Source organism: Photobacterium lutimaris, assembly GCF_003025555.1.
Taxonomy (GTDB): Bacteria; Pseudomonadota; Gammaproteobacteria; order Enterobacterales; family Vibrionaceae; genus Photobacterium; species Photobacterium lutimaris.
Window position 1 is genome coordinate 75,472 of the sequence record NZ_PYMH01000010.1, and the last position, 21,299, is coordinate 96,770.

The window sequence follows — 21,299 nt, forward strand, 5'->3', positions numbered from 1 at the left end:
TTGTTACCCTTGCGTTATGACATTGCGATGCTTGTATAGTGATCTGGTCAACAGATTGATGAAAACCACATAACAGCGTGCAGCAAATAACTTAAACTGACGCTGTCAAATCAATCATATAACGAGATTAAGGTGACCCCCCATGAAGGAACGCTTTTTCACCAAGGCAGCGCTAACGGCTGCTATTCTGGCCTCACTGACAGGCTGTGCGAGTCAATCTGAAACAATAGCGCCAGCTTGGCAGGCTGATCAAACGTACAAGATCACTATTCTCCATACCAACGATCACCATGGTCGTTTTTGGCATAACGCCAACGGTGAGTACGGTATGGCGGCACGTAAGACGCTACTGGATCAGATCCGAGCAGAAGTGGCGGCTGAAGGCGGTACTACGCTGTTGCTTTCTGGGGGCGATATTAACACGGGTGTACCAGAATCTGATTTACAGGATGCCGAGCCGGACTTCAAAGGCATGAATATGCTGGGTTACGATGCAATGGCACTGGGCAACCACGAGTTTGATAATCCACTGGAAGTACTGCGCAAGCAGGAAGAGTGGGCGGAATTCCCGATGCTGTCTGCTAACATTTACGGCAAGGAAACCGGTGAGCGCCTGTTCCAGCCTTACCAGATCTTCGAGCAGCAAGGCATTAAGATCGCGGTCGTTGGCCTGACCACCGAAGATACTGCAAAAATCGGTAACCCAGAATATATCGGTGGCGTTGATTTCCGCGACCCTAAAGCAGAAGCGCAAAAGGTGATCGCAGAGCTGAAGGAAACCGAGAATCCGGATGTGATCATTGCAGCAACCCATATGGGCCACTACGCCAATGGGAACAACGGCATTAACGCGCCGGGTGATGTTGCGCTTGCACGTTACTTGCCAGCTGGCGAGCTGGATATGATTGTTGGTGGTCACTCCCAAGAGCCGGTGTGCATGGAAGGGCCTAACATGTACAACAAGAACTTTAATCCGGGGGCTGAGTGCCAGCCAGATCAGCAAAATGGGACGTGGATTGTCCAGGCCCACGAGTGGGGTAAATATGTCGGCCGCGCTGATTTTGAGTTCCAGAATGGCGAGCTACAGATGGTTAGCTATGATTTGATCCCAGTTAACCTCAAGAAGAAAGTGAAGTTGGCTGATGGGTCTAAAAAGCGTGTCTTTATTCAGGATGAAATTGCCCAGGACGTTGAAGTAAAAGCATTCCTACAACCATTCCAGGAGCGTGGGCAGGATCAGCTCAATATCAAGATCGCCGAATCTAACGGTAAGCTTGAAGGCGACCGTAATGTGGTTCGTTTTCAGCAGACTAACTTGGGACGTTTGATTGCGGCTTCTCACATGCAGCGCGCCAAGGCGGACTTTGCGGTGATGAACTCTGGCGGTGTGCGTGACTCGATTGCCGCTGGCGACATCACCTATAAGGATGTGCTGACTGTTCAGCCGTTCGGCAACATTGTTACCTATACCGACATGTTGGGTAGCGAAGTGATGGACTACCTTAACGTGGTCGCCACCAAGCCGGTTGACTCAGGCGCCTATGCCCAGTTCTACGGTATTTCAATGAAGGTTGCCAATGGTAAGGTCAGCAATGTGTCGATCGGTGGTAAACCGCTGAGCCTGACTGAAACATACCGCTTCACGGTGCCGAGTTTCAATGCGGCGGGTGGTGATGGTTATCCTAAGCTTACCGATCACTTAGGCTATGTAAACACCGGTTTTGTGGATGCAGAAGTGCTGAAGGAATTCCTGCAGACAAACAGCCCGATTGATGTGAATGCATTCGCACCAAAAGGGGAGATGGTTTACCGTTAATTTGGCTTAGTTTGAGCTGAAAAAGTGAAGCCCTGCGGATGCAGGGCTTTTTTGTGCCTGCACAACAACGCTTCTTTTTCTTTTGGCAACAACGGCATTGGGCTATAGTGACTGCCTTTAGTTGGAAATGGAATTGGAACCGGAGCGGCTATGACACCTGCTATCAACCTCGCCAAGAAAAAGAAAATCCCCCATACCATCCATCAGTACAAGCACGATCCGGCCAATACCAACTTTGGTCTGGAAGCCGCAGACGTTTTGGGTCAGGATCCGAACCAGGTATTCAAAACCTTGCTTTTTGCACTTAACGGCGACCCGAAAAAACTGGCGGTTGCGATTGTGCCCGTCGCGGGTTTGCTCGACTTGAAAGCGGCAGCGAAGGCGGCTGGTGCCAAGAAGGCCGATATGGCCGATCCCCAGATAGCGGAAAAGACGACCGGATACATTGTCGGCGGGATCAGCCCGCTGGGGCAAAAAAAACGTCTACCGACCTTTCTTGATGCCTCGGCCCAGCAGTACGAAACCATCTGTGTCAGTGCCGGACGGCGGGGACTGGAAATCGAATTGGCTCCCAGTGATTTGCTCGCACTGACGGGCGGACAGTTTGCCCCGTTGGCAAAACTGTAATCGGACCAAATACTCATATCTCTAAAATGAAAGGCTGGCAATGCAGAGTCTGAACTTGAATTTACTGCGAACCTTGCAGGTGCTGCTGGATGAATATCATGTTAGCCGCACGGCTGAGCGCCTGTGCGTGACCCAGTCAGCCGTCAGTCGCCAGCTGACTCAGCTACGTGAGTTGTTCGGTGACCCTTTGCTGATAAGAGAAGGCAACCGCTTGTTGCCTACTCCCAAGGCGCTACAACTGAAGGACAAGGTCGACAAAATCCTTGCCAGCTGCCAAGGGTTACTTGAAGAACCAGCATTCTCACCTCAGCACTGGACTGGGCCGATGATCTTGGCCTCCTCTGACTATGTTGCCCAATATATCCTGCCTGAAATTGTTGAACGGGTGCAGCAGCAGGCGCCGCAGGTGAATATTAGCTACCGTTTGTGGTCACCGGAGTACTTATCTAATTTAGCTGATTTGGATATCCAGTTGGTATCGACCATGCTGCCGAAAGTTCCTGAAGGGCTGTGCGGAGCTCGTATTGGATCGGATTTTCCGGTATGCGTGATGCGTGGGCAACATCCTCTGGCCAATGAACCAGAGCTGTCATTGGCATATCTTGCTGGTTACCCACATATGCGGGTTTCGGCGGGTGGGGATAAAGATAGTTTTGTCGAGCGGGAACTCAAAGCGCAGGGGTTACATCGAGATGTTCAGTTTTCTGTACCTTTCTTCAGTGCAGCCTTTCAAACCTTAGTACGCACCGATATGTTAATGGTGTTGCCCGAGCACATAGCCCGTAATATGCAGGCTTGGTTTGATATTACCTATAAAGCCCTGCCGATCCCCAAGCCTGAATATAGTTATTGGCTGGTTTGGCATCCCCGTTATGATAGCGACCCTGCCCACCGCTGGTTCCGCGAGCAAGTACTGATGGTGATGAAAGGCTCGATGTATTCGATTTAGCGCTTAGGGCGTGGTTATCTATCTTAGTGTATGACTATTACCTGAAATCATAACGATGATGATTTCTTTTGATTTCCTCGCATGACATGTCGTTGTTAAAGTGTGTGATATCAAGGAAACACAGTAACCGACAGGAAAACAATAATGACACTCAGTATTTGGCTTTCGTTACTTATGGTATGCATGTTAGGTGCAATGTCACCGGGCCCGAGTTTGGCTGTTGTTGCCAAGCACAGCTTGGCGGGAGGTCGCCTGCATGGAGTAGTGACGTCCTGGGCACACGCTGCGGGTGTTGGCGTTTATGCACTGGTGACCTTGCTGGGTCTAGCGGTGGTACTTAAGCAGTCACCGACGCTGTTTAGTGTTATCACTTATGCGGGGGCAGGCTACTTAGCTTACCTAGGGGTAAATGCTTTGCGCTCAAAAGGCGGGGTGGCTGCGAAACTGGCTGCGGGCCAATCAACAAGCTTGGTTGAAGCCGCTCGCGATGGGGCGATGATTTCATTGCTCAATCCCAAGTTGGCTCTGTTCTTCCTCGCGTTATTTAGTCAATTTGTCGCGGTAGGGACGGAATTGAGCAGCCGGGCGATTATTGTCGCTACACCTCTGCTGGTGGATGGCCTGTGGTACACCCTTATTGCCTTTGTATTGTCGAACCCTAAGGTGCTGGAAAAGCTTCGCACCAAAGCGCAACTTATCGACAGATTATCAGGAGTCGTACTGATCCTGCTGGCGATGCGAGTTGTTATTCAGGCCTAGTGTAGAAGCGATATATTTTACCAATCTACATCAATACTTGATCAACTACTTATCCAGATGGGGAGTAGAACGATAAAAAGGAGCTTAGGCTCCTTTTTATCGTTGGACGAGGTGTATCTTGCGTTTAACTCTGTCGCTTGCTGTGACGCTCACGGTTTTCCTGCTTGCGCTCAGCGCTTTTTTTCAGCATGACATAGACCGCACCGTTACCACCATGCTGGCGCAAGGCCGAGTGGAAGCACATCACATCAGATATTTGTTCAAGCCAGGTGGCCACATAACTTTTCATCAGGGCCGGTGGGTTGGACTTCTCTCCCTTACCGTGAACAATCATCACAGTACGGATATCCATTCTTTGGCACTGGCGAAGAAAGTTGAGTACTTCATCACGCGCTTCTTTCAGGGTCTTGCGGTGTAAATCCAGTCGGGCATTGATATCGTATTTACCCAGTCGAAGCTTGCGGAATACGCCTTCTTGAACACCATCACGCTTAAATTCCAACATATCGTCAGGCTTGACCATTTTTGCGTAGTCTAAAGAAAGGTATTCAGGGTCGCTGTCAGACAAGGTCTGTGCCGCAAGACGCCTTGCGAGGTGGGCTTCGGTGACTTGGTGTTTATGGGCGACTTCGACTTTGTCTTGCTTGATAGGAGCGACATCAGCCATCATCTCTCGGAAGAGATCTAATTCATCGTTTTCAGACATGGTGTTCGTGGGTTGAAGACATATAACTCGATTATATACCCAGCCACTGCGATACCCAAGTGGCTTCAGTTGCTATGGATTGCAATATGTTACAGGTGAGGTGATGGATGAGAAAGACGGATAGGAGAAAATAAATCCAGGGCCAAAACCGACAAGTTGGACCCTGGCGCAAGCAGATGACATTGCGAAATGGCTCTAGTGAGGAGAGGGTGCAGACAGTACTTTGTAAACAAAGTAACCGCCAAAAAATAGCATTAATCCCAGCGTGACAAAGATAACGATCATTGACGACAGGCCTACGGCATTGCCAAAGAGGAGATCCAACCAAAAATCCATGTGCATTCCTTTGGACGCGGAATAATGGTCATAAGATAAACAATGTAGCAAAAATGCTGTGATGATCTGGATCAAGGGTTTACAGGTTGTGTTAAGTTTGTGTTTGTCGCTGTGGTTGCGATCACTTTTTCGCCAGGGTTGGTAGTTCTGTGAGCAGTTGATAGTGGTTTTTTTTAAAAATGTGTTTTTCTACTTGCGTAAAATCTTTTGCTGAGTAATATAACCCACCTCAGCAACGAAGCTGATTCAAGTAGAGAGTTTACAAGACTTTTTATTTGTACTTGTCGGTGAATAGCGCAGCTTGGTAGCGCATCTGGTTTGGGACCAGAGGGTCGGGGGTTCGAATCCCTCTTCACCGACCACTATTTAAAAATAGTGGCAATTTTATATCGCCATTATTTATCGTCGGTGAATAGCGCAGCTTGGTAGCGCATCTGGTTTGGGACCAGAGGGTCGGGGGTTCGAATCCCTCTTCACCGACCACTATTTAAAAATAGTGGCAATTTTATACCGCCATTATTTATCGTCGGTGAATAGCGCAGCTTGGTAGCGCATCTGGTTTGGGACCAGAGGGTCGGGGGTTCGAATCCCTCTTCACCGACCACTATTGAAAGCCTCGTCAGAAATGACGGGGCTTTTTTCATTTCTGGCGTACCCATATCGGTAAACAGCCTCATCGGTGAATAATGCAGCTTGGTCGCGCATCTCTGGCTGTTGGGTATGGTGGAGCATTATATTGCGATTTTGGTCGGGGGTTCCCTGTTTCCTTGTCTTGGCCTCTTCATCGACCACTATTGAAAGCCCCGTTAGAAAGACCGGGACGCGCAGTTGGGGCTTTTTTCATTTCTGGCGTACCCATATCGGTAAACAGCCTCATCGGTGAATAATGCAGCTTGGTCGCGCATCTCTGGCTGTTGGGTATGGCGGAGCATTATATTGCGATTTTGGTCGGGGGTTCCCTGTTTCCTTGTCTTGGCCTCTTCACCGACCACTATTGAAAGCCCCGTTAGAAAGACCGGGACGCGCAGTTGGGGCTTTTTGTATTTCTGGCGTACCCATATCGGTAAACAGCCTCATCGGTGAATAATGCAGCTTGGTCGCGCACCTCTGGCTGTTGGGTATAGCTTCTAACCGCAAGATACCTGCTCGCTTTGGCTCAGCTGTTTGATTGAAAAGCCTTGCTGTTTGAGTAGTGTTGGCAGTCCCTCTTCCCCTAGTAGGTGCATGGCACCGACCACAATCAAGAACTTACCGCGCTGATACGCCGGATCGCCGGTTAGCTGTGTCGCCCAGTCGTGGTTGCGATCGTTGATCAGGGCTGCGTCGGTTTGGTCGGTGTACTGGCTATCTTCAAATAAGCTCACAAGTTGTTGTTGGTCACCAGCCTGCCAGGCGCTGATCAGGCAAGATAACTGCTTGGTCATCTCTTCCCACTCATTGATCGTGGTCATCAGAAGATCTTTACCGTGATCATCGAGTTGCTCCATCAAGCGCAGTTGTTGCTCGATGCTTTCCAGCTCTAGGATAGGCATCTGCTTGGCCTGGGCGCGTTTAAGCAAGGTGATATCAATCCCTCTATCCGGACTGAGTCCGGCTTGCTCGGCCATCTTCATCTGCAGGCTGATAGCGGCCAGCCAAGGCGGCGAGGTGAGCAGTGGTGAGGACGATATGCCAGCTTGCTTAGCGGTGGCTGCAAGCGACTGTCTTTCGCTGTCTGTCAACATCTGGGCCGTTGTTGCGATTGCAGGGTTGAGCTGTGCCGAGCTAGGTTTGAGGATGTTGGCCTCAACGACGAGGGCATCGGCATTGTCCCAATGGTCAGTAAATGCTGCTGGCAAAGGGTAGAAGTTATCTTTACCGGCATGGATTGAGCCGAGGATGATAAATTGTCGGTTGGCATTTTCGGCCTGCCAAACCAGCGGCTCGGCAACAACGCTGGTAGTGATGAAAGGCAGTAGTAACGCTGTGCGGGTGAAGAGCGATTTCAGCATAGTGATCCTGTGAGCTGATATAACCAGTGATCTGTTTGTTATATCAGCTCATGACAGGGCCGGATAGGTCTATCTCCAAGTAATTTCAAGGCACTTGGGGATATATGTCTACTTTTTTGGCTGGAGCCAGAACCACCAGACAATAAAGGCAATGGCGAGGATACCGATAATAGCGACCATGTTAACGCTCCGTCTTTGGTTGTGAATGGGGCTGGGTAGCTTGTTTGTATTTGCTATCAGGCTTGAACAACCGTAACCGGTTGGCATTGCTGACAACCGTAATGGAAGACAAGGCCATCGCGGCTCCGGCTACGACCGGGCTGAGCAAGGCACCTGTGAACGGGAATAGGATCCCTGCTGCCACCGGAATGCCCAGCGTGTTGTATACAAAGGCACCGAACAGGTTCTGCTTCATATTGCGGAGCGTTGCTTTAGAGAGCTGCAATGCATCGGGTACACCATGCAGAGAGTGGCGCACCAGAGTGAGCTGGGCACTCTCGATGGCGACATCACTACCGCTGCCCATTGCGATACCGATATCGGCTTGGGCCAAGGCTGGGGCATCATTGATGCCGTCACCGACCATGGCAATTCGTTTGCCTTGCTGCTGGATTTTTTCCACTTCGCTGGCCTTGCCATCGGGCAGCACTCCGGCTATGACATGCTCGATACCGGCCTGCTTGGCGATGGCATTGGCTGTCGCTGGAATGTCACCGGTGAGCATAATGACCTCAAGGCCCATCCTCTTCATTCTTTTGATCGCAGCCACCGAGTCATGGCGGATCGGATCGCTAACGGCGAGCAAGCCAGCCAGTTGGCCGTCGACAGCCACATAAATCGGTGTCGCACCTTGCTCGCTGGCATGCAACGCGGCTTGTTGTGCCGGTAAGAGATCTATCTGGTGTAGGGCCATGAGTTTTTGGTTACCCAGCTGTACGCTATGGCCCAAGACTTCACCGCTGATGCCAAAGCCTGGTTGGGCCAGGAAGTGTTGCTGTGGCTCAAGGTTGAGCGCGTCTGCCTTCGCGGCGTTGACGATAGCGGTTGCGAGGGGATGCTCAGAGCCCTGCTCAAGACTGGCTGCCAGTGTGAGCAGTTGCCCCTTGTTAAAGCCGTTGTAGCACTCGCTGTCAACGAGCGCAGGCTTACCTTCGGTCAGGGTGCCGGTTTTATCCAGCACCACGGTATCGATATCGGCTGCAATTTGCAGCGCTTCGGCATTACGGATCAATACCCCGTATTCAGCGGCGCGGCCGACGCCCACTGTGACCGACATCGGGGTCGCAAGACCCAGCGCACAAGGGCAGGCGATGATCAGCACGGTCGTCGCGGTCACCAGCATATAGACAGATGAGGGGTCAGGCCCGAAGTAGTACCAGAGCATAGCCGTGACAATAGCGATGATCATGACTGCAGGCACGAAAATAGCGGAAATGGAGTCGGCTAGCCGTGCCAGTGCAGGCTTGCTGCTCTGCGCTTGGCGGACCAGGTCAATGATCCTTGCCAGCATAGTGTCTCGGCCTATTCTTTCCGCCGTAAACAGTAGGCTACCGTGCTGGTTGATTGTGCCTGCATGGAGGGTGTCGCCTGCTTTTTTGTTGGCCGGGATTGGTTCACCGGTCAGCATCGACTCATCAATATAGCTTTGTCCCTCAAGGATAGTGCCATCGACCGGCACCTTGGCGCCGGGATGGAGACGCAGGACCATCCCGGTATGGACATCGGCAAGGGGCACTTCCCGCTCTTCGCCATTGTCTACGATGATGGCGGTCTGCGGCTGCAAATCCATTAGCTGTTCAAGCGCTTTGGAGGTCCGGCTGCGAGCACGCGCTTCTAAGGCGTGGCCTAAGGTGATCAACCCCAAAATCATTGCCGAGGCTTCGAAATACACATGGCGGGCCTGCATCGGCAACCAGTCAGGTACCAGTACAACCAACATCGAATAGAGCCACGCAGCCCCGGTGCCAAGGGCAACCAGGGTATCCATGGTTGCACGGTGGTGCTTGAAGGCTTTCCATGCATTGGTAAAGAAGTGCTTACCGACAGTCGCAAGCAGTAATAGGGTGATAAGGCCAATGGCTCCCCAGCCTAATTGGTCTGCTTGGGAGGTTATCATCATGCTGCCGCCAAATACCCCCCACGCCATGAGCGGGCCACCGACAGCCAACGCAATATAGGCATTCTTGATATGCTGGCGGTAAACCTGTTCGTTCTGGGTTTGCTGGCGCTGGCGACGCGTTAGTTCATCCTCAGACAGTTCAGCTTGGTAGCCTGCATCCTCAATGGCCTGGATGATCCGGTGGCTATCTGCACGGCCGCTCACCAAGGCCGTTCTTTCGGCCAGGTTGACGCTGGTGGATATGACTCCGTCGACACTGATAATGGCCTTCTCAACCGAGCTGACACAGCTGGCACAGGTCATCCCCGATAGGATGAATTGCTGCGAGGTCACGCCATCTTGTGGTTTGCGAGTCGTGGTATGGCTGCGCTCGGGGGCCTTGCCTGACGCCTGAACAGCCACTGCATTATCCGCAAGCAATTCGCTAGCGTTTGCCTTTTCTGCCACAGGGGATGCGCCAAAACCGGCTGACTCTATCAAAGTGATGGCCGCGTCTTGATCCAGTGTTGTCTGCATACTGGCATGGGTTTTACTGACCGTAAACTCTGTTACATCAGGGTGCTGCTCAAGCAAGTTCTCCACTTTGGCGACACACTTTCCGCAGCTCAGTCCTGACAAGGACAGCTCATAGTGGCGGGAGGCTGGCTGCTCTGCTTCGGCTTGCGGCACGCTGAAGCCGAGTGATTCTATTAACTCGATTAATTGCGGCTCCGGTAGGCTACCGGTTGCGCTAAGCTCAGTTTTGCTGACATCTGCAGAAAAGATCTCGGGATGGCTGTCCAGTGCATCCTTGACCTTGCGGACACATTTGCAGCATGACAGGCCAGCGAGCGGCAGCTGATACTGATAACCAGCTTCATATCCAAGCTCGGTAATGATTGCAATTGCGGCTTCTGGGACAAATGTCCCCTGTAAGATCGCATGCTCTGTGTTGACATCAACGGACTCAATGCCCGGTAGTTCAGTGAGGGCTGATTTGATTTTATTGGCGCAGTTCATACAACGCACCTTTCTCAGCGGCAGGGTTAACTCGACCATATTGAAGCCTTACTGGTGATACAGTTTTATTCACTTAAGCCAATCTTAAAGCTTCCATCAACTGGAAGGTCAATACATTTTGAGTTTTATCAAGAAAAGTAAAAATCAGCTTGTCACTCGCTCTAAGACCGCGAATACTAATACGCATAACCTTCCATTAACTGTCAGGTTGAGTATGAATATCAGTGAAGTGGCCCAACAAACCGGACTGACCACCAAGACCATCCGCTTTTACGAAGATAAAGGCATTATTTCCCCCCCGGGCAGGGCAACCAATGGTTATCGTCAGTACAGCGCCAAACATATCGATGAGCTGCATTTGATCCGGCGCTCGCGCTTGGTGGGGTTTACCCTGGATGAAGGCCGTGAGTTATTGGCGTTCTCCCGTGATCCACAGCGGCGCAGTGCTGACGTCAAAGCCAAAGCCGAGCAAAAGCTGATCGAGATTGACCAGAAAATCAAAGAGCTGTTGGAGATGAAGCAGACTTTGGAGACGCTGACTAAGCAGTGTCCGGGAGACGAGGGGGCGAGCTGCCCAATTATTGAAGGTTTATGCCGCAACGGGTAAGAAAATGCCAAAAGGCAGGGAGCTCCCTGCCTTGTTATTATTTATTGCGAACGGTCCCTACAGACTTAGTAAAGCAGGGAGTAAAGCTGACGGCGGTATTTGCTGGCTACCGCATTGCCTTGACCAAGGGCGGCGAGGATATCCATCATGCTCTTCTTCGCTGCACCATCGGCAAAGTTTATGTCTTTGCGAAGCAACTTGATGAGCAATTCTAGGGCTTCTTCTGCGCGTTCAACCTGACTATATTGTACTGCCAGTTCAAAGGCGATATCTCGGTTGTCAGGTTCAGCGGCCAGTTCTTCTTCTAGCTGGCGGATCGCCGGAGAGTCGCTGGCTTGCTGGTGCAATTCCAGTTTCGCCATCAGGCCCTTGTACTTGGCATCTTGATCTTGCATCGGGATGGTAGCAAGCAAGGTTTCTGCCTCATCAAACTGTGAGGTGCCAAGCAGGCATTCGGCTATCGCCAAATTGATCACACTGTTTTGAGCAAACTTGGCTGCCAGTTCACGCAGTACCGGCAAGGCTTCGTTGTATTGCTGGTTATCGACTTGTTCCAAGGCTGACTTGAGGGCAAGCTCTTCCCTACTTGGCAGATGCTTGGCTAGTATCTCGGCAAGGCTTTGCTCGGTTTGCGGGCCTGCAGCGCCATCAACAGGCTGGCCATTTTTAAACACAGCGACGGTTGGTAGGCTACGTACACCAAACTGGCCTGCAACCATTGGCTGCGCTTCGCAGTTAAGGGTAGCAAGGGTGACTTGGCCTTGGTAAGACGCTGCCAGCTTTTCCAAAATTTGATTAACTTCGGCTGTTTCAGGCATAGATGGAGCCCAAAAACTGATCACGACAGGGGTTTGCATCGATTGCTCGATCACCTGTTGAAGATTTTGTTCATTCAGTTCGATGGCTAGTTGGTCATACATGGGTTTATCTTCACTCCCTGGACTTCTGAAAAAGCGCGTAGGCCATAAATTTCTTCGTTGAACTAGTTATGGGGGGGAAGACGTGAATTTTCAAGGTGGAGCCGTGAGATGGAACGGGCTGGGGCACAATTAACGTGGGTGGAGCTTGAGATCGTGAGCCTGAGGCCAATGAAACAGGATCAAATAAAAATGGAGAGCCTCGCTCTCCATTTTTATTGAAACGTTAACAGCAATGCGAGTGTCACACACACACAAAGGATATTTATTTGGCGTAATGTCATCGTCACACCTTTCTTCTTTATCTGTATCGGAACGGTTACTAGGGAAGTTGAAGGCCTGTAGGGAGTAACCTTCAATTTACATGATAATGTTAACCGCACTGTGTGACACAAATATTACATTTCTTGCTTTTATTGGCGGAAATCTTACTTCCGCCGGGCTATTCAGTGTTTTCTAAGGTTTGAATTTCCCCAGTGGTGCTTTTTTGATCTCAGTTAGTTGTAAGTCGCTAAGTATATTGTGTGTTTATTGAACCTCATTATTCAGCGCCATCGTTGGGCTGTAGGGGGATTCAGTGTATTAATCACTTTTTATTAACATCGAATCCAGCAGCCGAGTCGGTAAAATACGGCGTAAGAAGCCGAAAATGTATGTCGGTTGGGTAACATAGTATCGGGCTTTCGGCTCTGCAGCCGACATAATGGTAAGTAACGGCTTGAGTACCGCCTCTGGGCCGAGGGTGAATTTGCTCGATGGTGATGACGTGCCAAGCCGGTTAAGGGTGTTCTGGTAACGGGCCTGGTGGCGGGAGTCCGCCATGTCGATATATTGCTCGAACTTTGCCTTGGCATTGGCCCTGAATTGGCTCTCAATAGGACCGGGTTCAATCAAGCTGACTTTAATTGGTGTATTGGCCAACTCTAAGCGCAGGGTATCGGTATATCCCTCAAGGGCGAATTTGCTGGCATTGTAGGCGCCTCGGTATTTCATGGCGACAAGGCCCAAAACAGAACTGTTCTGGACGATCTTACCGCTACCTTGGGCCAGCATTACCGGAATTGCTAATCGTGTTAGGTGGTGCCATCCGAACAGGTTGCTTTCAAACTGTTGACGCAGGGCGTGGGTTGGCAGATCTTCAAGGGCGCCGGGTTGGCCGTAGGCCGCGTTATTGAATAATACATCCAGTGTACCGCCAGTGATGGCAAGCATATCGCTAAACCCTTGCTCAATGGAGGCTTCGTCATCCATGTCCATCAGTACACAGTGCAAGCCTTCCTCTTTTAATCTATCGACATCGCTTTGCCGGCGACAACTGGCAACCACCTGATAGCCTTGTTGGTGAAGTGATTTTGCGCAATGGTAGCCAATGCCGCTGCTGCAGCCGGTGATCAGAATACGGAGTGTGTTGCTAGGCATAGTCGGGAGTATCCTTGTCAAACGGATCTGTGGTGAGTGGTGCTTGTTATAGGTGTGGGACAATTTCTTTGGCCATGAACTCGGCAATCCAGGGTTGGGCGTCGGGTTTGGGATGTAAGCCGTCGTCCATCATCCACTCCTGCTTGAGAATAATGTGCTCGAGGAAAAAAGGCAGCAGCGGGATGTCCAGTTGGCTGCTGATATCTTGATACACTTTTGCAAATTGATCGCTATAGCGTTTGCCGTAATTTGGCGGTACAAATATTTGCATAAGAAGCGGATATGCCCCTGCTTGCTCGATCTGAGTGATCATCTCACCGAGATTATTGCGTATAGTTGTAGGAGGAAATCCTCTGAGTCCGTCGTTGGCACCCAGCTCAATCAAGACAAAGTCGGGGTGGTGCTGTTCCAGCAGGCGGGGAAGTCGAGCCATCCCATTGCCAGTGGTATCACCGGAAATACTGGCGTTGATGACGGTGACGTCGTGGCCATATTTTTCAAGCTCAGTATCCAACAGGCTTGGCCAACTCTGCTCTGCCTGCATTTGGTATCCGGCGCTGAGGCTGTCACCGAGAACGACTAAGGTTGCCGCAAAGGCATGCTGAGTGAAAGCAAGAACAAAAATGATTGAAAGGAATCGCATCATGTCTACATCCGTGATTAAAGCTGTATCAGTGTCCAAGCAGGTGACGACCGCATCATCGTCACTCACCATTTTGCAGGATGTTTCGCTCGAGGTCGAGCAAGGCGAGGCAATTGCCTTGGTTGGTGTGTCTGGGGCCGGAAAGTCCACCCTGATGACTTTGTTGGCCGGTCTTGATATCCCGAGCCAAGGTAGCATCGAGCTATTGGGCAAGTCATTGGCTGCGATGGATGATGAGGCGCGTGCAGCACTGCGCAGCGACAGTATTGGCTTTGTGTTCCAGAGCTTTTTGTTAATCCCGTCTCTATCGGCCCTTGAAAACGTGATGCTGCCCGCCATTATCAAAGGCGAAGAAGCCGATGAAGGGCGGGCGCGTGAGCTTCTCGAGAAAGTCGGGTTGGCCGGGCGGGAAGTGCATTTACCGGCACAGTTATCCGGTGGTGAGCAGCAGCGGGTTGCGCTGGCGAGGGCGTTTATGACCCGGCCTCGAGTCCTGTTTGCCGATGAGCCAACCGGTAACCTCGACCAACATACTGCCGCCACCATTATTGAATTGTTGTTTGCCCTTAACCGCGATCACGGTACAACCTTGGTGCTGGTGACCCATGATCCGCAACTGGCGCAACGCTGTGATCGGACCTTGGTGCTGGAAAGTGGGAGCTTGGTAGCGGCATGACAGAAATCACTGAACTTCAATCTGAAACGTCAACGACGAACCGTTCGATGCTGCTCAAATGGAGCTGGCGTGAGCTGTGGCATGGCCAATTGTGGCCGGTGGCCGTTGCCCTGACCCTAATTATCGCCTGTGTGTTTGCCTTGGCCGCATTGGTCGTTCGGGTGGAGAAGATCATGGTTGATCAGGGCCGATCCATGATTGCGGCTGATTTGGTGTTCCGCTCGGCCAACCCTGTTGAGGCACCAATCTTGGAGAAGGCAGCGCAGCTCGGGCTGACGGTATCCCAGCAGGTTCGTTTTGGCACCATGGCCTTCAGTGATGAGGCGATGCAGTTGGTCAGTGTTAAAAGTGTTGAAAGTGACTTTCCGCTGCGGGGCGAGCTTGAATTGCAAAGCCCGTCTGACACTCACCACCAGGTCCAGCCCGGCGAGCTGTGGTTGGCTGAACGCTTGTTTGATTTATTGAAGGTCAAACCCGGTGATGTATTGGCTATCGGTGATGCCGAGCTCAAGGTCAGCGGGACGATTGTGCAAGAGCCTGAGCTGTCGTTTAACCCGTTTAGCCAGATGCCGGCCGTGCTGATCCACGCCGATGATTTGGAGAGTACTGGTGCGATCCAGCCCGGGAGCCGGGTGCAGTACCGGGCCTATTTCACCGGTGCGGATAGCCAGCTCAAGGTGTTGCAGCAGCAGATAGAGCTTGAGCCAGGGGAGCGCTGGTTAAGCGAAACCTCGCAGGGGCGTACCGGTGATGTCATTGAAAAAGCCCGCCAATATCTCTCCTTGACCCTGATCCTCGTGATATTGATGGCGACGGCGACCTTGGTACTGACCTGTATGCATTACGCCTCTACCCGAACGGAGGTGGTGGCGATGATGAAAAGCCTCGGTGCCAGCCGCAAGTGGCTATGGCAGTGGCTTGCGCGCCAGTTGGCAATGCTATTTGCGTTAGCTCTTGTTGCTGGAATAACCATCGGGGCGTTGCTGGAATACCTGCTGCGGGTACCGCTGGTTGATGTCTTGCCCGATCCCCTGCCGGGGATCGGTTTTACGCCGTTGGTCGTGAGTGTGTTGGTTGCCTTGTTGGTCGCAATACCCGGAATGGGGATTCCGCTGTTGCGGCTGGTCGATGCACCTGCTATTTCGGTGATCCAGCGCCAGGAAAACTGGCAGAGCAGTAACAAGGGCTATGTGCTGGCACTGTTGCCGTTGGTGGCTGGGTTATTTTGGTTGGGTGGTAATGGGTTAATGTGGTTAACCTTGCTGGGGTTGGCACTGATCTTGGTTGTGTTGGCTTTGTTGGGTGTCATTATTGTGCGAGGCCTCAAACGAGGTCGCTGGGGACCGGCCATTACCTTAGCGCTAAGCCGAATAAATCGCAGTCCGATGGCGACGGGAGCCCAGTTGGCGGCCTTGACCAGCTCGCTAATGTTGCTGTCGGTGATCTGGTTGCTTCGCTCCGATTTGTTGGCGGACTGGCAGCAGACCTTGCCCGCCGATGCGCCCAATGTGTTTGCCCTCAATATCAGCCCGGAGCAGCAACAGCAATATTTGAATGTTCTGGATCAGCAGCAGGTGATGCGCTCCGATAGTTACCCGGTGATCCGTGGCCGGATAACCCATGTCAATGAGCAGGATTTGCTGGAAAGGGCCCAGCAAGGCAGCCAAGAGCGTGACGAGTCACTGCGCCGCGAGCTCAATTTTACCTGGCGTGAGGCCATGCCGGTTCACAACGAATTAATCGCCGGCGAATGGAGCAAGGAAAGTGGGGTCTCGGTTGAATCAGGTATTGCCGAACGACTGGGGATCACGGTTGGTGATGCGCTGGCCTTTAACGTCAACAGCCAGCCTTTCAGTGCCAAGGTGACCAGTATCCGTGATGTCGAGTGGCGTAACATGCGGCCCAACTTCTATTTTATTTTTACTCCAGATGTGATGGCCGAGTTGCCTACCACCTGGCTAGTTAGCTTCCGTATCGAGGCTGATCAGCAGGCGGTCATTAACCAGCTCGGGCGGGATTATCCAACCGTAACCTTGCTCGATTTGCGTACAATGGCCACCCGGATCCAGGGCATTATGCAGCAAGTGTCGTTGTCGTTGTCGGTATTGGCAGGCTTGGGCGTAGTCAGCGGCTTGCTGCTGGTGATGACTCTGCTGCGTTTGAGCTTGGCCCAGCGCCGCGATGAAATACGTTTGTATCGAACCTTGGGCGCCAGCCGCAAAAGGGTATCGGCCACTGTATGGGGGGAATACGGTATTATGGCCTTGCTTGCCGGTGTGATGGCTGCAGCAGGGGCCGAGGCGGTGGTCGCAGCACTGGTGAAATGGGGTTTTGAGCTGCCTGTCAGCTGGCACCCGGGGGTGTGGATGGTCGTTCCTTTATTATCTTTGCTATTGGTGGTGTTGATCATCCGCTCGATGATTAACAGCCTGCTGTTACCGGTACGAGGTTGATCGTGATGAATGCATCTCCGGCCCCATACCGTGGGTATCACGGGGACCGGTTTTCGGACGACGTAGATTAAGTCGAGAAGTGGAACGATTAAGCGGCAACGATGTCCTCCAGTGCCACATCAATACTTTGGAAGCGGAAAGCAAAGCCTAGTGTCTCCAGCTTGTGGGGAATGGCACGCTGTCCTTCCAGCAGTAGTGAGGACGCTTCGCCAAGCGCCAATTTGAGCACGAAAGCGGGGGTGAACAGGACATGCGGCCGGCGCAGGGCCTTGGCTAAGGTTTGGCTGAATACCTTGTTGGTGACGGGCTGTGGAGCCGTCAGGTTGAAGGCGCCATCGGCCGATGGGGTCTCGAGCAGAAACACAATCGCCGCCACCATGTCCTGCAGGTGGATCCAGGGGGTGTACTGGGAGCCGTCGCCGATTGGCCCGCCAAGCCCCAGCTGGTAGGGGGGCAGCATCTTGGCCAACGCACCGCCGTGTTTACCCAGTACGATCCCCGTTCGCAGCAGGCAAACCCGGGTTTTCTCGCTGCCAGCTTGCATGGCAATCTCCTCCCAGCGCTGACAGACATGGTGGGCAAAGTCATCGTGGTTAACTTGCCTGCTGACGGCAAAGGATTCGTCGATTACGGTGTCTTGCTGGTTGCCATAGATCCCGACTGCCGACCCACTGATAAAGGTATGGGGTGGCTGGCTGCCGGCTTGGATTTTCTCGACCAATTGCGTGGTCAGATCCCAGCGGCTGTGGCAAATTTTCTTTTTTTGCTGCTGGCTCCAGCGTTTATTGATGATCGGCTCGCCAGCGAGGTTAATCACGGCATCAAAACCATCAAGGTTGTCGAACTGGTCCAGGGAGGCAACGGCATTGATCCTGCCGCCTAGGGTTTGGCTGGCCTTGGCCGGATTGCGGCTCAATACGGTAACCTCATGCTCATCCAGGGCATTGATTAAGGCCGAGCCGATAAAGCCTGTCCCGCCGGTCATTAATATCTTCATGCTTCTCCTCTGAGGCAACGCCTTTACCTATCTGGGTATGATTCTGGGCATAAGTATAGCCAAAGCAAAGGGTTGTTATCGCGAACAATCTTCTTTATGACATATGGTTATGTGTGCTAGCTCTCGTGTTGGTACATAAAAGTTGTGTCTAATTATTAATGAGGAGTACCTTGAAGGTATATCCTTAATTCAACGGCCGTGCGACAACCTGGAGGTGGAATGTCATTTGTGCTCGTCCTGCTGAAATCCTTGTTGTCCAGTCTGCGTGATTTACTGCCGATCATCTTGGTTATTGGCTTCTTCCAAATGGTTGTCCTTCAGCAACCTCTGCCACAGCTAGGACCGATACTGGTTGGCTTGGCGTTTGTGGTTGTCGGCTTGACCCTGTTTGTCTTCGGGCTGGAAATGGGGTTGTTTCCCATCGGCGAGTCGATGGCACACTCCTTTGCCAGCAAGGGCAGTGTGTGGTGGTTGTTGCTGTTTGCCTTTTGCCTGGGTTTCGGCACGACAATTGCCGAGCCGGCATTGACCGCGGTTGCGGCGGAAGCTGCCAAGGTGGCCGCCGAAGGGGGGTTGATCGCCCCTGATGCCAATAGCCAAGTGGATTATGCGACCGGCTTGCGCCTGACCGTCGCCCTATCGGTAGGGATCGCGATTATGCTTGGGGTGATACGGATACTTAAAGGATGGCCTATCCAATGGATGATTATTGGTGGTTATTTGTTGGTGATGATCATGACGTGGTATGCGCCAGCGGCCATTGTCGGCATTGCCTACGATTCTGGTGGCGTGACGACGTCTACCATTACCGTGCCTTTGGTTGCGGCTTTGGGGGTCGGGTTGGCGTCCTCGATCAAGGGGCGCAATCCTATGGTCGACGGGTTTGGCTTGATAGCCTTTGCCTCGTTGACCCCGATGATATTCGTGATGGCCTATGGCATGCTGGTGCACTAGGAGGCAGGGATGACTGAGCTGAACGGTATTGTGCCCCACTTTTTCGCCACCCTGCTGATGACAGTACGCGATGTCCTGCCGATTGCGGTGATTATTTTTGGTTTTCAACTGGCCGTACTGCGTCGTCCGGTGACTCATTGGCCCAGAGTCGCGCTGGGGTTTGTCTACGTCATTGTCGGGTTGTCATTTTTCCTGTTAGGACTCGAGCTAGCCCTGTTCCCATTGGGGGAATCCATGGCGGCCCAGTTGACCGCCCTAGATTTCTTGTTCGACAGCGGAGAGGGGATCCCCGCAGAAATCCCCTGGACCCAGTATTATTGGGTCTACATCTTTGCAGCAGCCATCGGTTTCAGTACCACCATTGCCGAACCTTCACTTATTGCCGTTGCGCTCAAAGCCAATCAAGTCTCGGGTGATACGATTAGTGTCAACGGGTTGCGTATTGCGGTTGCGTTGGGCGTTGCGATGGGGATAGCCCTTGGTAGTTACCGGATTGTGGCCGGGGATCCACTTCATTATTACATCTTGGCGGGCTACTGTGTGGTTGTGGTGCAGACCTACTTTGCACCGAAAATGATTGTGCCCTTGGCCTATGACTCCGGCGGTGTAACAACATCGACGGTAACCGTACCGATTGTGACGGCCCTAGGCCTCGGGCTCGCTTCCACCGTACCGGGCCGAAATCCGATGCTTGATGGGTTCGGGCTAATTGCGTTTGCCAGTTTGTTTCCGATGATCACGGTAATGGGCTATGCCCAGCTGTCGGCAAGACAGGCAAAGAGGAGAGAAGAAAATGCGCTTTAAGCTGATATTGGCCTTTATTGAAGATTCGAAAACCGATGCCGTCTTGGATGCTGCCCGCCAGGCCGGTGCGACCGGGGCGACCGTGATTAATAATGCCCGTGGGGAAGGGCTGTACCAGAAGAAAACGTTTTTCGGCCTAGGGCTTGATGTCCAACGCGATGTGATCTTGTTTGTTGTCGAGGAGCATCTGGCCCGGACCATTTTGGAAACGATAGAGCATGTCGGGGATTTTGACTCGTCGTCGGGGCAGGGGATTGCGGTACAGCTTGATGTTGAGGATGCGGTGGGCGTGGCCCATCAGGTAGAAACACTAACCAAAGTCGTTGAGGCGAAGCTATGAATAATGACACCGTGGTTCGGGTTCGGGATGTAATGATGAACACCTACGCGATTGTTGAGGGGGTGACCACGGTTGCCGAGGCTATTCGTATTGCCAAGAGAAAGCAAATCAAGGCCCTGATCGTTAACAAGCGCAATGATGACGATGAATACGGTATCGTCTTGATGAACGATATTGCCAAGAATGTATTGGCGTTGGATCGTTCGCCGGAGCGGACGAATATTTATGAGATCATGACCAAGCCCGCCTTGTCGGTCAGTGCAACCATGGATGTCCGTTACTGTGCCCGCTTATTCGAACGCTTTGGTATTAGCCGGGCACCGGTCATCGAAAGCGGTAAGATCATCGGTATGGTGAGCTATAACAATATCGTCCTCAACGGTATGCTGCGAGATGAGTAGCCATCGTTCGGGTAATGGTATTGTCATGGGGTTCGGTGTAGGATCACAGCATCCTGTTTCGAAGAAAGATCACCTGACATGAAATTGTTTTTTGCTTCTGATATCCACGGTTGTGCCGACAGCACTCGCCGTACCCTGGCCAAATTTGAACAAACGGGTGCTGAGCACCTAATTCTGCTGGGGGATGTGCTAAACCACGGACCACGCAATGCGTTGCCGGCCGGTTACGCGCCGATTGAAGTGGCTGAGCAGCTCAACCAGTATGCAGAAAAGATCACAGCGGTCAGGGGCAATTGCGATAGCGAAGTAGATCAGATGCTGCTGGATTTCCCGATGATGGCGGACTACAACCTTGTGCTGCTGCCAAACGGTCGCCGCCTGTTCCTGACCCATGGCCACCTTTACAACGGTGACAAGCACCCACGCCTTCGTGATGGTGATGTGGTGGTTTCAGGCCATACCCACCTACCGGTTGCCGCAAAGAAAGAAGCGCTTTATGTCTACAATCCGGGTTCGGTGACAATTCCACGTGGCGAGTACCAGGCAAGCTACGGCTTATTGGAGGGTAATAGCTTAAAGGTATTGTCTTTTAATGATGAGGTGATTTGCCAGGTTGAATTGGTGTAGTCGATACACGTTTAATCGATTTAGGAAAAGGCGGCAGCATTGCCGCCTTTTTTGATCTTCGCGTTTTATTTTTGTGTCATTGGAACACAAGGAAAGGTTATTCGCTCTCCACCTATACAAGCATGGGTATAAATGTAGTTGCAATGTGACGGCATGTTA

The 21,299-nt window shown here is 52.0% G+C and carries 20 protein-coding genes and 3 tRNA genes; 15 read left to right on the forward strand and 8 right to left on the reverse strand.

Annotated elements, in window-relative coordinates; all coding sequences use genetic code 11:
- The first annotated feature begins 142 nt into the window (after positions 1-142).
- The 4 genes from ushA to C9I99_RS18850 all read left to right on the forward strand — a co-directional run bounded on the left by ushA (position 143) and on the right by C9I99_RS18850 (position 4,151).
- On the forward strand, positions 143-1,816 hold the full coding sequence (ushA, locus tag C9I99_RS18835; RefSeq protein WP_107350380.1) for a bifunctional UDP-sugar hydrolase/5'-nucleotidase UshA: 1,674 nt from the start codon (positions 143-145) through the stop codon (positions 1,814-1,816).
- A gap of 150 nt (positions 1,817-1,966) precedes the next feature.
- Positions 1,967-2,443 (forward strand): Cys-tRNA(Pro) deacylase, encoded by a 477-nt coding sequence (gene ybaK / locus C9I99_RS18840; RefSeq protein WP_107350381.1) that lies wholly within the window; start codon positions 1,967-1,969, stop codon positions 2,441-2,443.
- Between the two features lie 40 nt (positions 2,444-2,483).
- Positions 2,484-3,392, forward strand: a complete 909-nt coding sequence (locus C9I99_RS18845) for a LysR family transcriptional regulator (protein ID WP_107350382.1) — start codon at positions 2,484-2,486, stop codon at positions 3,390-3,392.
- Between the two features lie 144 nt (positions 3,393-3,536).
- Positions 3,537-4,151 carry a LysE family translocator gene (locus tag C9I99_RS18850; RefSeq protein ID WP_107350383.1) on the forward strand — a complete coding sequence of 205 codons (615 nt, stop codon included), beginning with the start codon at positions 3,537-3,539 and terminating at the stop codon, positions 4,149-4,151.
- Positions 4,152-4,275: 124 nt separating this feature from the next.
- Here C9I99_RS18850 and smrA read toward each other — a convergent pair whose 3' ends face one another.
- Together smrA and C9I99_RS18860 are read right to left on the reverse strand one after the other, a co-directional pair.
- Complete coding sequence (gene smrA / locus C9I99_RS18855; protein WP_107350384.1) at positions 4,276-4,857, reverse strand: DNA endonuclease SmrA; 582 nt, start codon at positions 4,855-4,857, stop codon at positions 4,276-4,278.
- Positions 4,858-5,052: 195 nt separating this feature from the next.
- Positions 5,053-5,193, reverse strand: coding sequence for a DUF3149 domain-containing protein (locus C9I99_RS18860; protein WP_107350385.1), 141 nt, complete (start codon positions 5,191-5,193; stop codon positions 5,053-5,055).
- Positions 5,194-5,478: 285 nt separating this feature from the next.
- Between C9I99_RS18860 and C9I99_RS18865 the strand changes: the two genes are divergently transcribed.
- The 3 genes from C9I99_RS18865 to C9I99_RS18875 all read left to right on the forward strand — a co-directional run bounded on the left by C9I99_RS18865 (position 5,479) and on the right by C9I99_RS18875 (position 5,797).
- Positions 5,479-5,555 (forward strand) — tRNA-Pro (locus C9I99_RS18865).
- Between the two features lie 44 nt (positions 5,556-5,599).
- Positions 5,600-5,676 (forward strand) — tRNA-Pro (locus C9I99_RS18870).
- A 44-nt stretch (positions 5,677-5,720) separates the two neighbouring features.
- Positions 5,721-5,797: transfer RNA gene (locus C9I99_RS18875), tRNA-Pro, on the forward strand.
- A 523-nt stretch (positions 5,798-6,320) separates the two neighbouring features.
- On the opposite strand, the gene C9I99_RS18885 is transcribed toward C9I99_RS18875, so the two are convergent.
- Both C9I99_RS18885 and C9I99_RS18890 read right to left on the reverse strand, forming a co-directional pair.
- Entirely contained in the window at positions 6,321-7,184 is an 864-nt protein-coding gene (locus C9I99_RS18885; RefSeq protein WP_107350387.1) for a TraB/GumN family protein, read from the reverse strand.
- Positions 7,185-7,365: 181 nt separating this feature from the next.
- Positions 7,366-10,302, reverse strand: coding sequence for a copper-translocating P-type ATPase (locus C9I99_RS18890; protein WP_243734671.1), 2,937 nt, complete (start codon positions 10,300-10,302; stop codon positions 7,366-7,368).
- 214 nt (positions 10,303-10,516) lie between these two features.
- Here C9I99_RS18890 and cueR point away from each other — a divergent pair, with 214 nt between their 5' ends.
- Complete coding sequence (gene cueR, locus C9I99_RS18895) at positions 10,517-10,909, forward strand: Cu(I)-responsive transcriptional regulator (RefSeq protein ID WP_107350389.1); 393 nt, start codon at positions 10,517-10,519, stop codon at positions 10,907-10,909.
- Positions 10,910-10,974: 65 nt separating this feature from the next.
- Here cueR and C9I99_RS18900 read toward each other — a convergent pair whose 3' ends face one another.
- The 3 genes from C9I99_RS18900 to tesA form a co-directional block, all read right to left on the reverse strand.
- Positions 10,975-11,829: a co-chaperone YbbN gene (locus C9I99_RS18900; protein ID WP_107350390.1), complete on the reverse strand. Its 855-nt coding sequence runs from the start codon at positions 11,827-11,829 to the stop codon at positions 10,975-10,977.
- 579 nt (positions 11,830-12,408) lie between these two features.
- The gene (locus tag C9I99_RS18905) at positions 12,409-13,245 is read right to left on the reverse strand and encodes an SDR family oxidoreductase (RefSeq protein WP_107350391.1); all 837 of its coding nucleotides are present in this window, start codon (positions 13,243-13,245) and stop codon (positions 12,409-12,411) included.
- A gap of 46 nt (positions 13,246-13,291) precedes the next feature.
- On the reverse strand, positions 13,292-13,891 hold the full coding sequence (gene tesA / locus C9I99_RS18910) for a multifunctional acyl-CoA thioesterase I/protease I/lysophospholipase L1 (protein WP_107350392.1): 600 nt from the start codon (positions 13,889-13,891) through the stop codon (positions 13,292-13,294).
- Here tesA and C9I99_RS18915 point away from each other — a divergent pair.
- Both C9I99_RS18915 and C9I99_RS18920 read left to right on the forward strand, forming a co-directional pair.
- Positions 13,890-14,564: an ABC transporter ATP-binding protein gene (locus C9I99_RS18915; RefSeq protein ID WP_107350393.1), complete on the forward strand. Its 675-nt coding sequence runs from the start codon at positions 13,890-13,892 to the stop codon at positions 14,562-14,564. The two genes, tesA and C9I99_RS18915, sit on opposite strands and share 2 nt — an antisense overlap.
- A complete protein-coding gene (locus C9I99_RS18920; RefSeq protein WP_107350394.1) occupies positions 14,561-17,017 on the forward strand; it encodes an ABC transporter permease in 2,457 nt (818 codons plus the stop codon). The genes C9I99_RS18915 and C9I99_RS18920 overlap by 4 nt, the downstream gene beginning before the upstream one ends.
- Positions 17,018-17,105: 88 nt before the next feature.
- On the opposite strand, the gene C9I99_RS18925 is transcribed toward C9I99_RS18920, so the two are convergent.
- A complete protein-coding gene (locus C9I99_RS18925) occupies positions 17,106-18,014 on the reverse strand; it encodes a TIGR01777 family oxidoreductase (protein WP_107350395.1) in 909 nt (302 codons plus the stop codon).
- A gap of 219 nt (positions 18,015-18,233) precedes the next feature.
- On the opposite strand from C9I99_RS18925, the gene C9I99_RS18930 reads away from it, so the two are divergent.
- The 5 genes from C9I99_RS18930 (at position 18,234) to yfcE (ending at position 21,140) form a co-directional block, all read left to right on the forward strand.
- Positions 18,234-18,968: a DUF1538 domain-containing protein gene (locus C9I99_RS18930; RefSeq protein WP_107350396.1), complete on the forward strand. Its 735-nt coding sequence runs from the start codon at positions 18,234-18,236 to the stop codon at positions 18,966-18,968.
- A gap of 9 nt (positions 18,969-18,977) precedes the next feature.
- Positions 18,978-19,772, forward strand: a complete 795-nt coding sequence (locus tag C9I99_RS18935) for a DUF1538 domain-containing protein (protein WP_107350397.1) — start codon at positions 18,978-18,980, stop codon at positions 19,770-19,772.
- The gene (locus tag C9I99_RS18940) at positions 19,762-20,112 is read left to right on the forward strand and encodes a P-II family nitrogen regulator (RefSeq protein WP_107350398.1); all 351 of its coding nucleotides are present in this window, start codon (positions 19,762-19,764) and stop codon (positions 20,110-20,112) included. Before C9I99_RS18935 ends, C9I99_RS18940 begins: the two co-directional genes overlap by 11 nt.
- Complete coding sequence (locus C9I99_RS18945; RefSeq protein ID WP_107350399.1) at positions 20,109-20,513, forward strand: CBS domain-containing protein; 405 nt, start codon at positions 20,109-20,111, stop codon at positions 20,511-20,513. The genes C9I99_RS18940 and C9I99_RS18945 overlap by 4 nt, the downstream gene beginning before the upstream one ends.
- A 78-nt stretch (positions 20,514-20,591) precedes the next feature.
- Entirely contained in the window at positions 20,592-21,140 is a 549-nt protein-coding gene (gene yfcE, locus C9I99_RS18950) for a phosphodiesterase (RefSeq protein WP_107350400.1), read from the forward strand.
- Positions 21,141-21,299 lie beyond the last annotated feature (159 nt).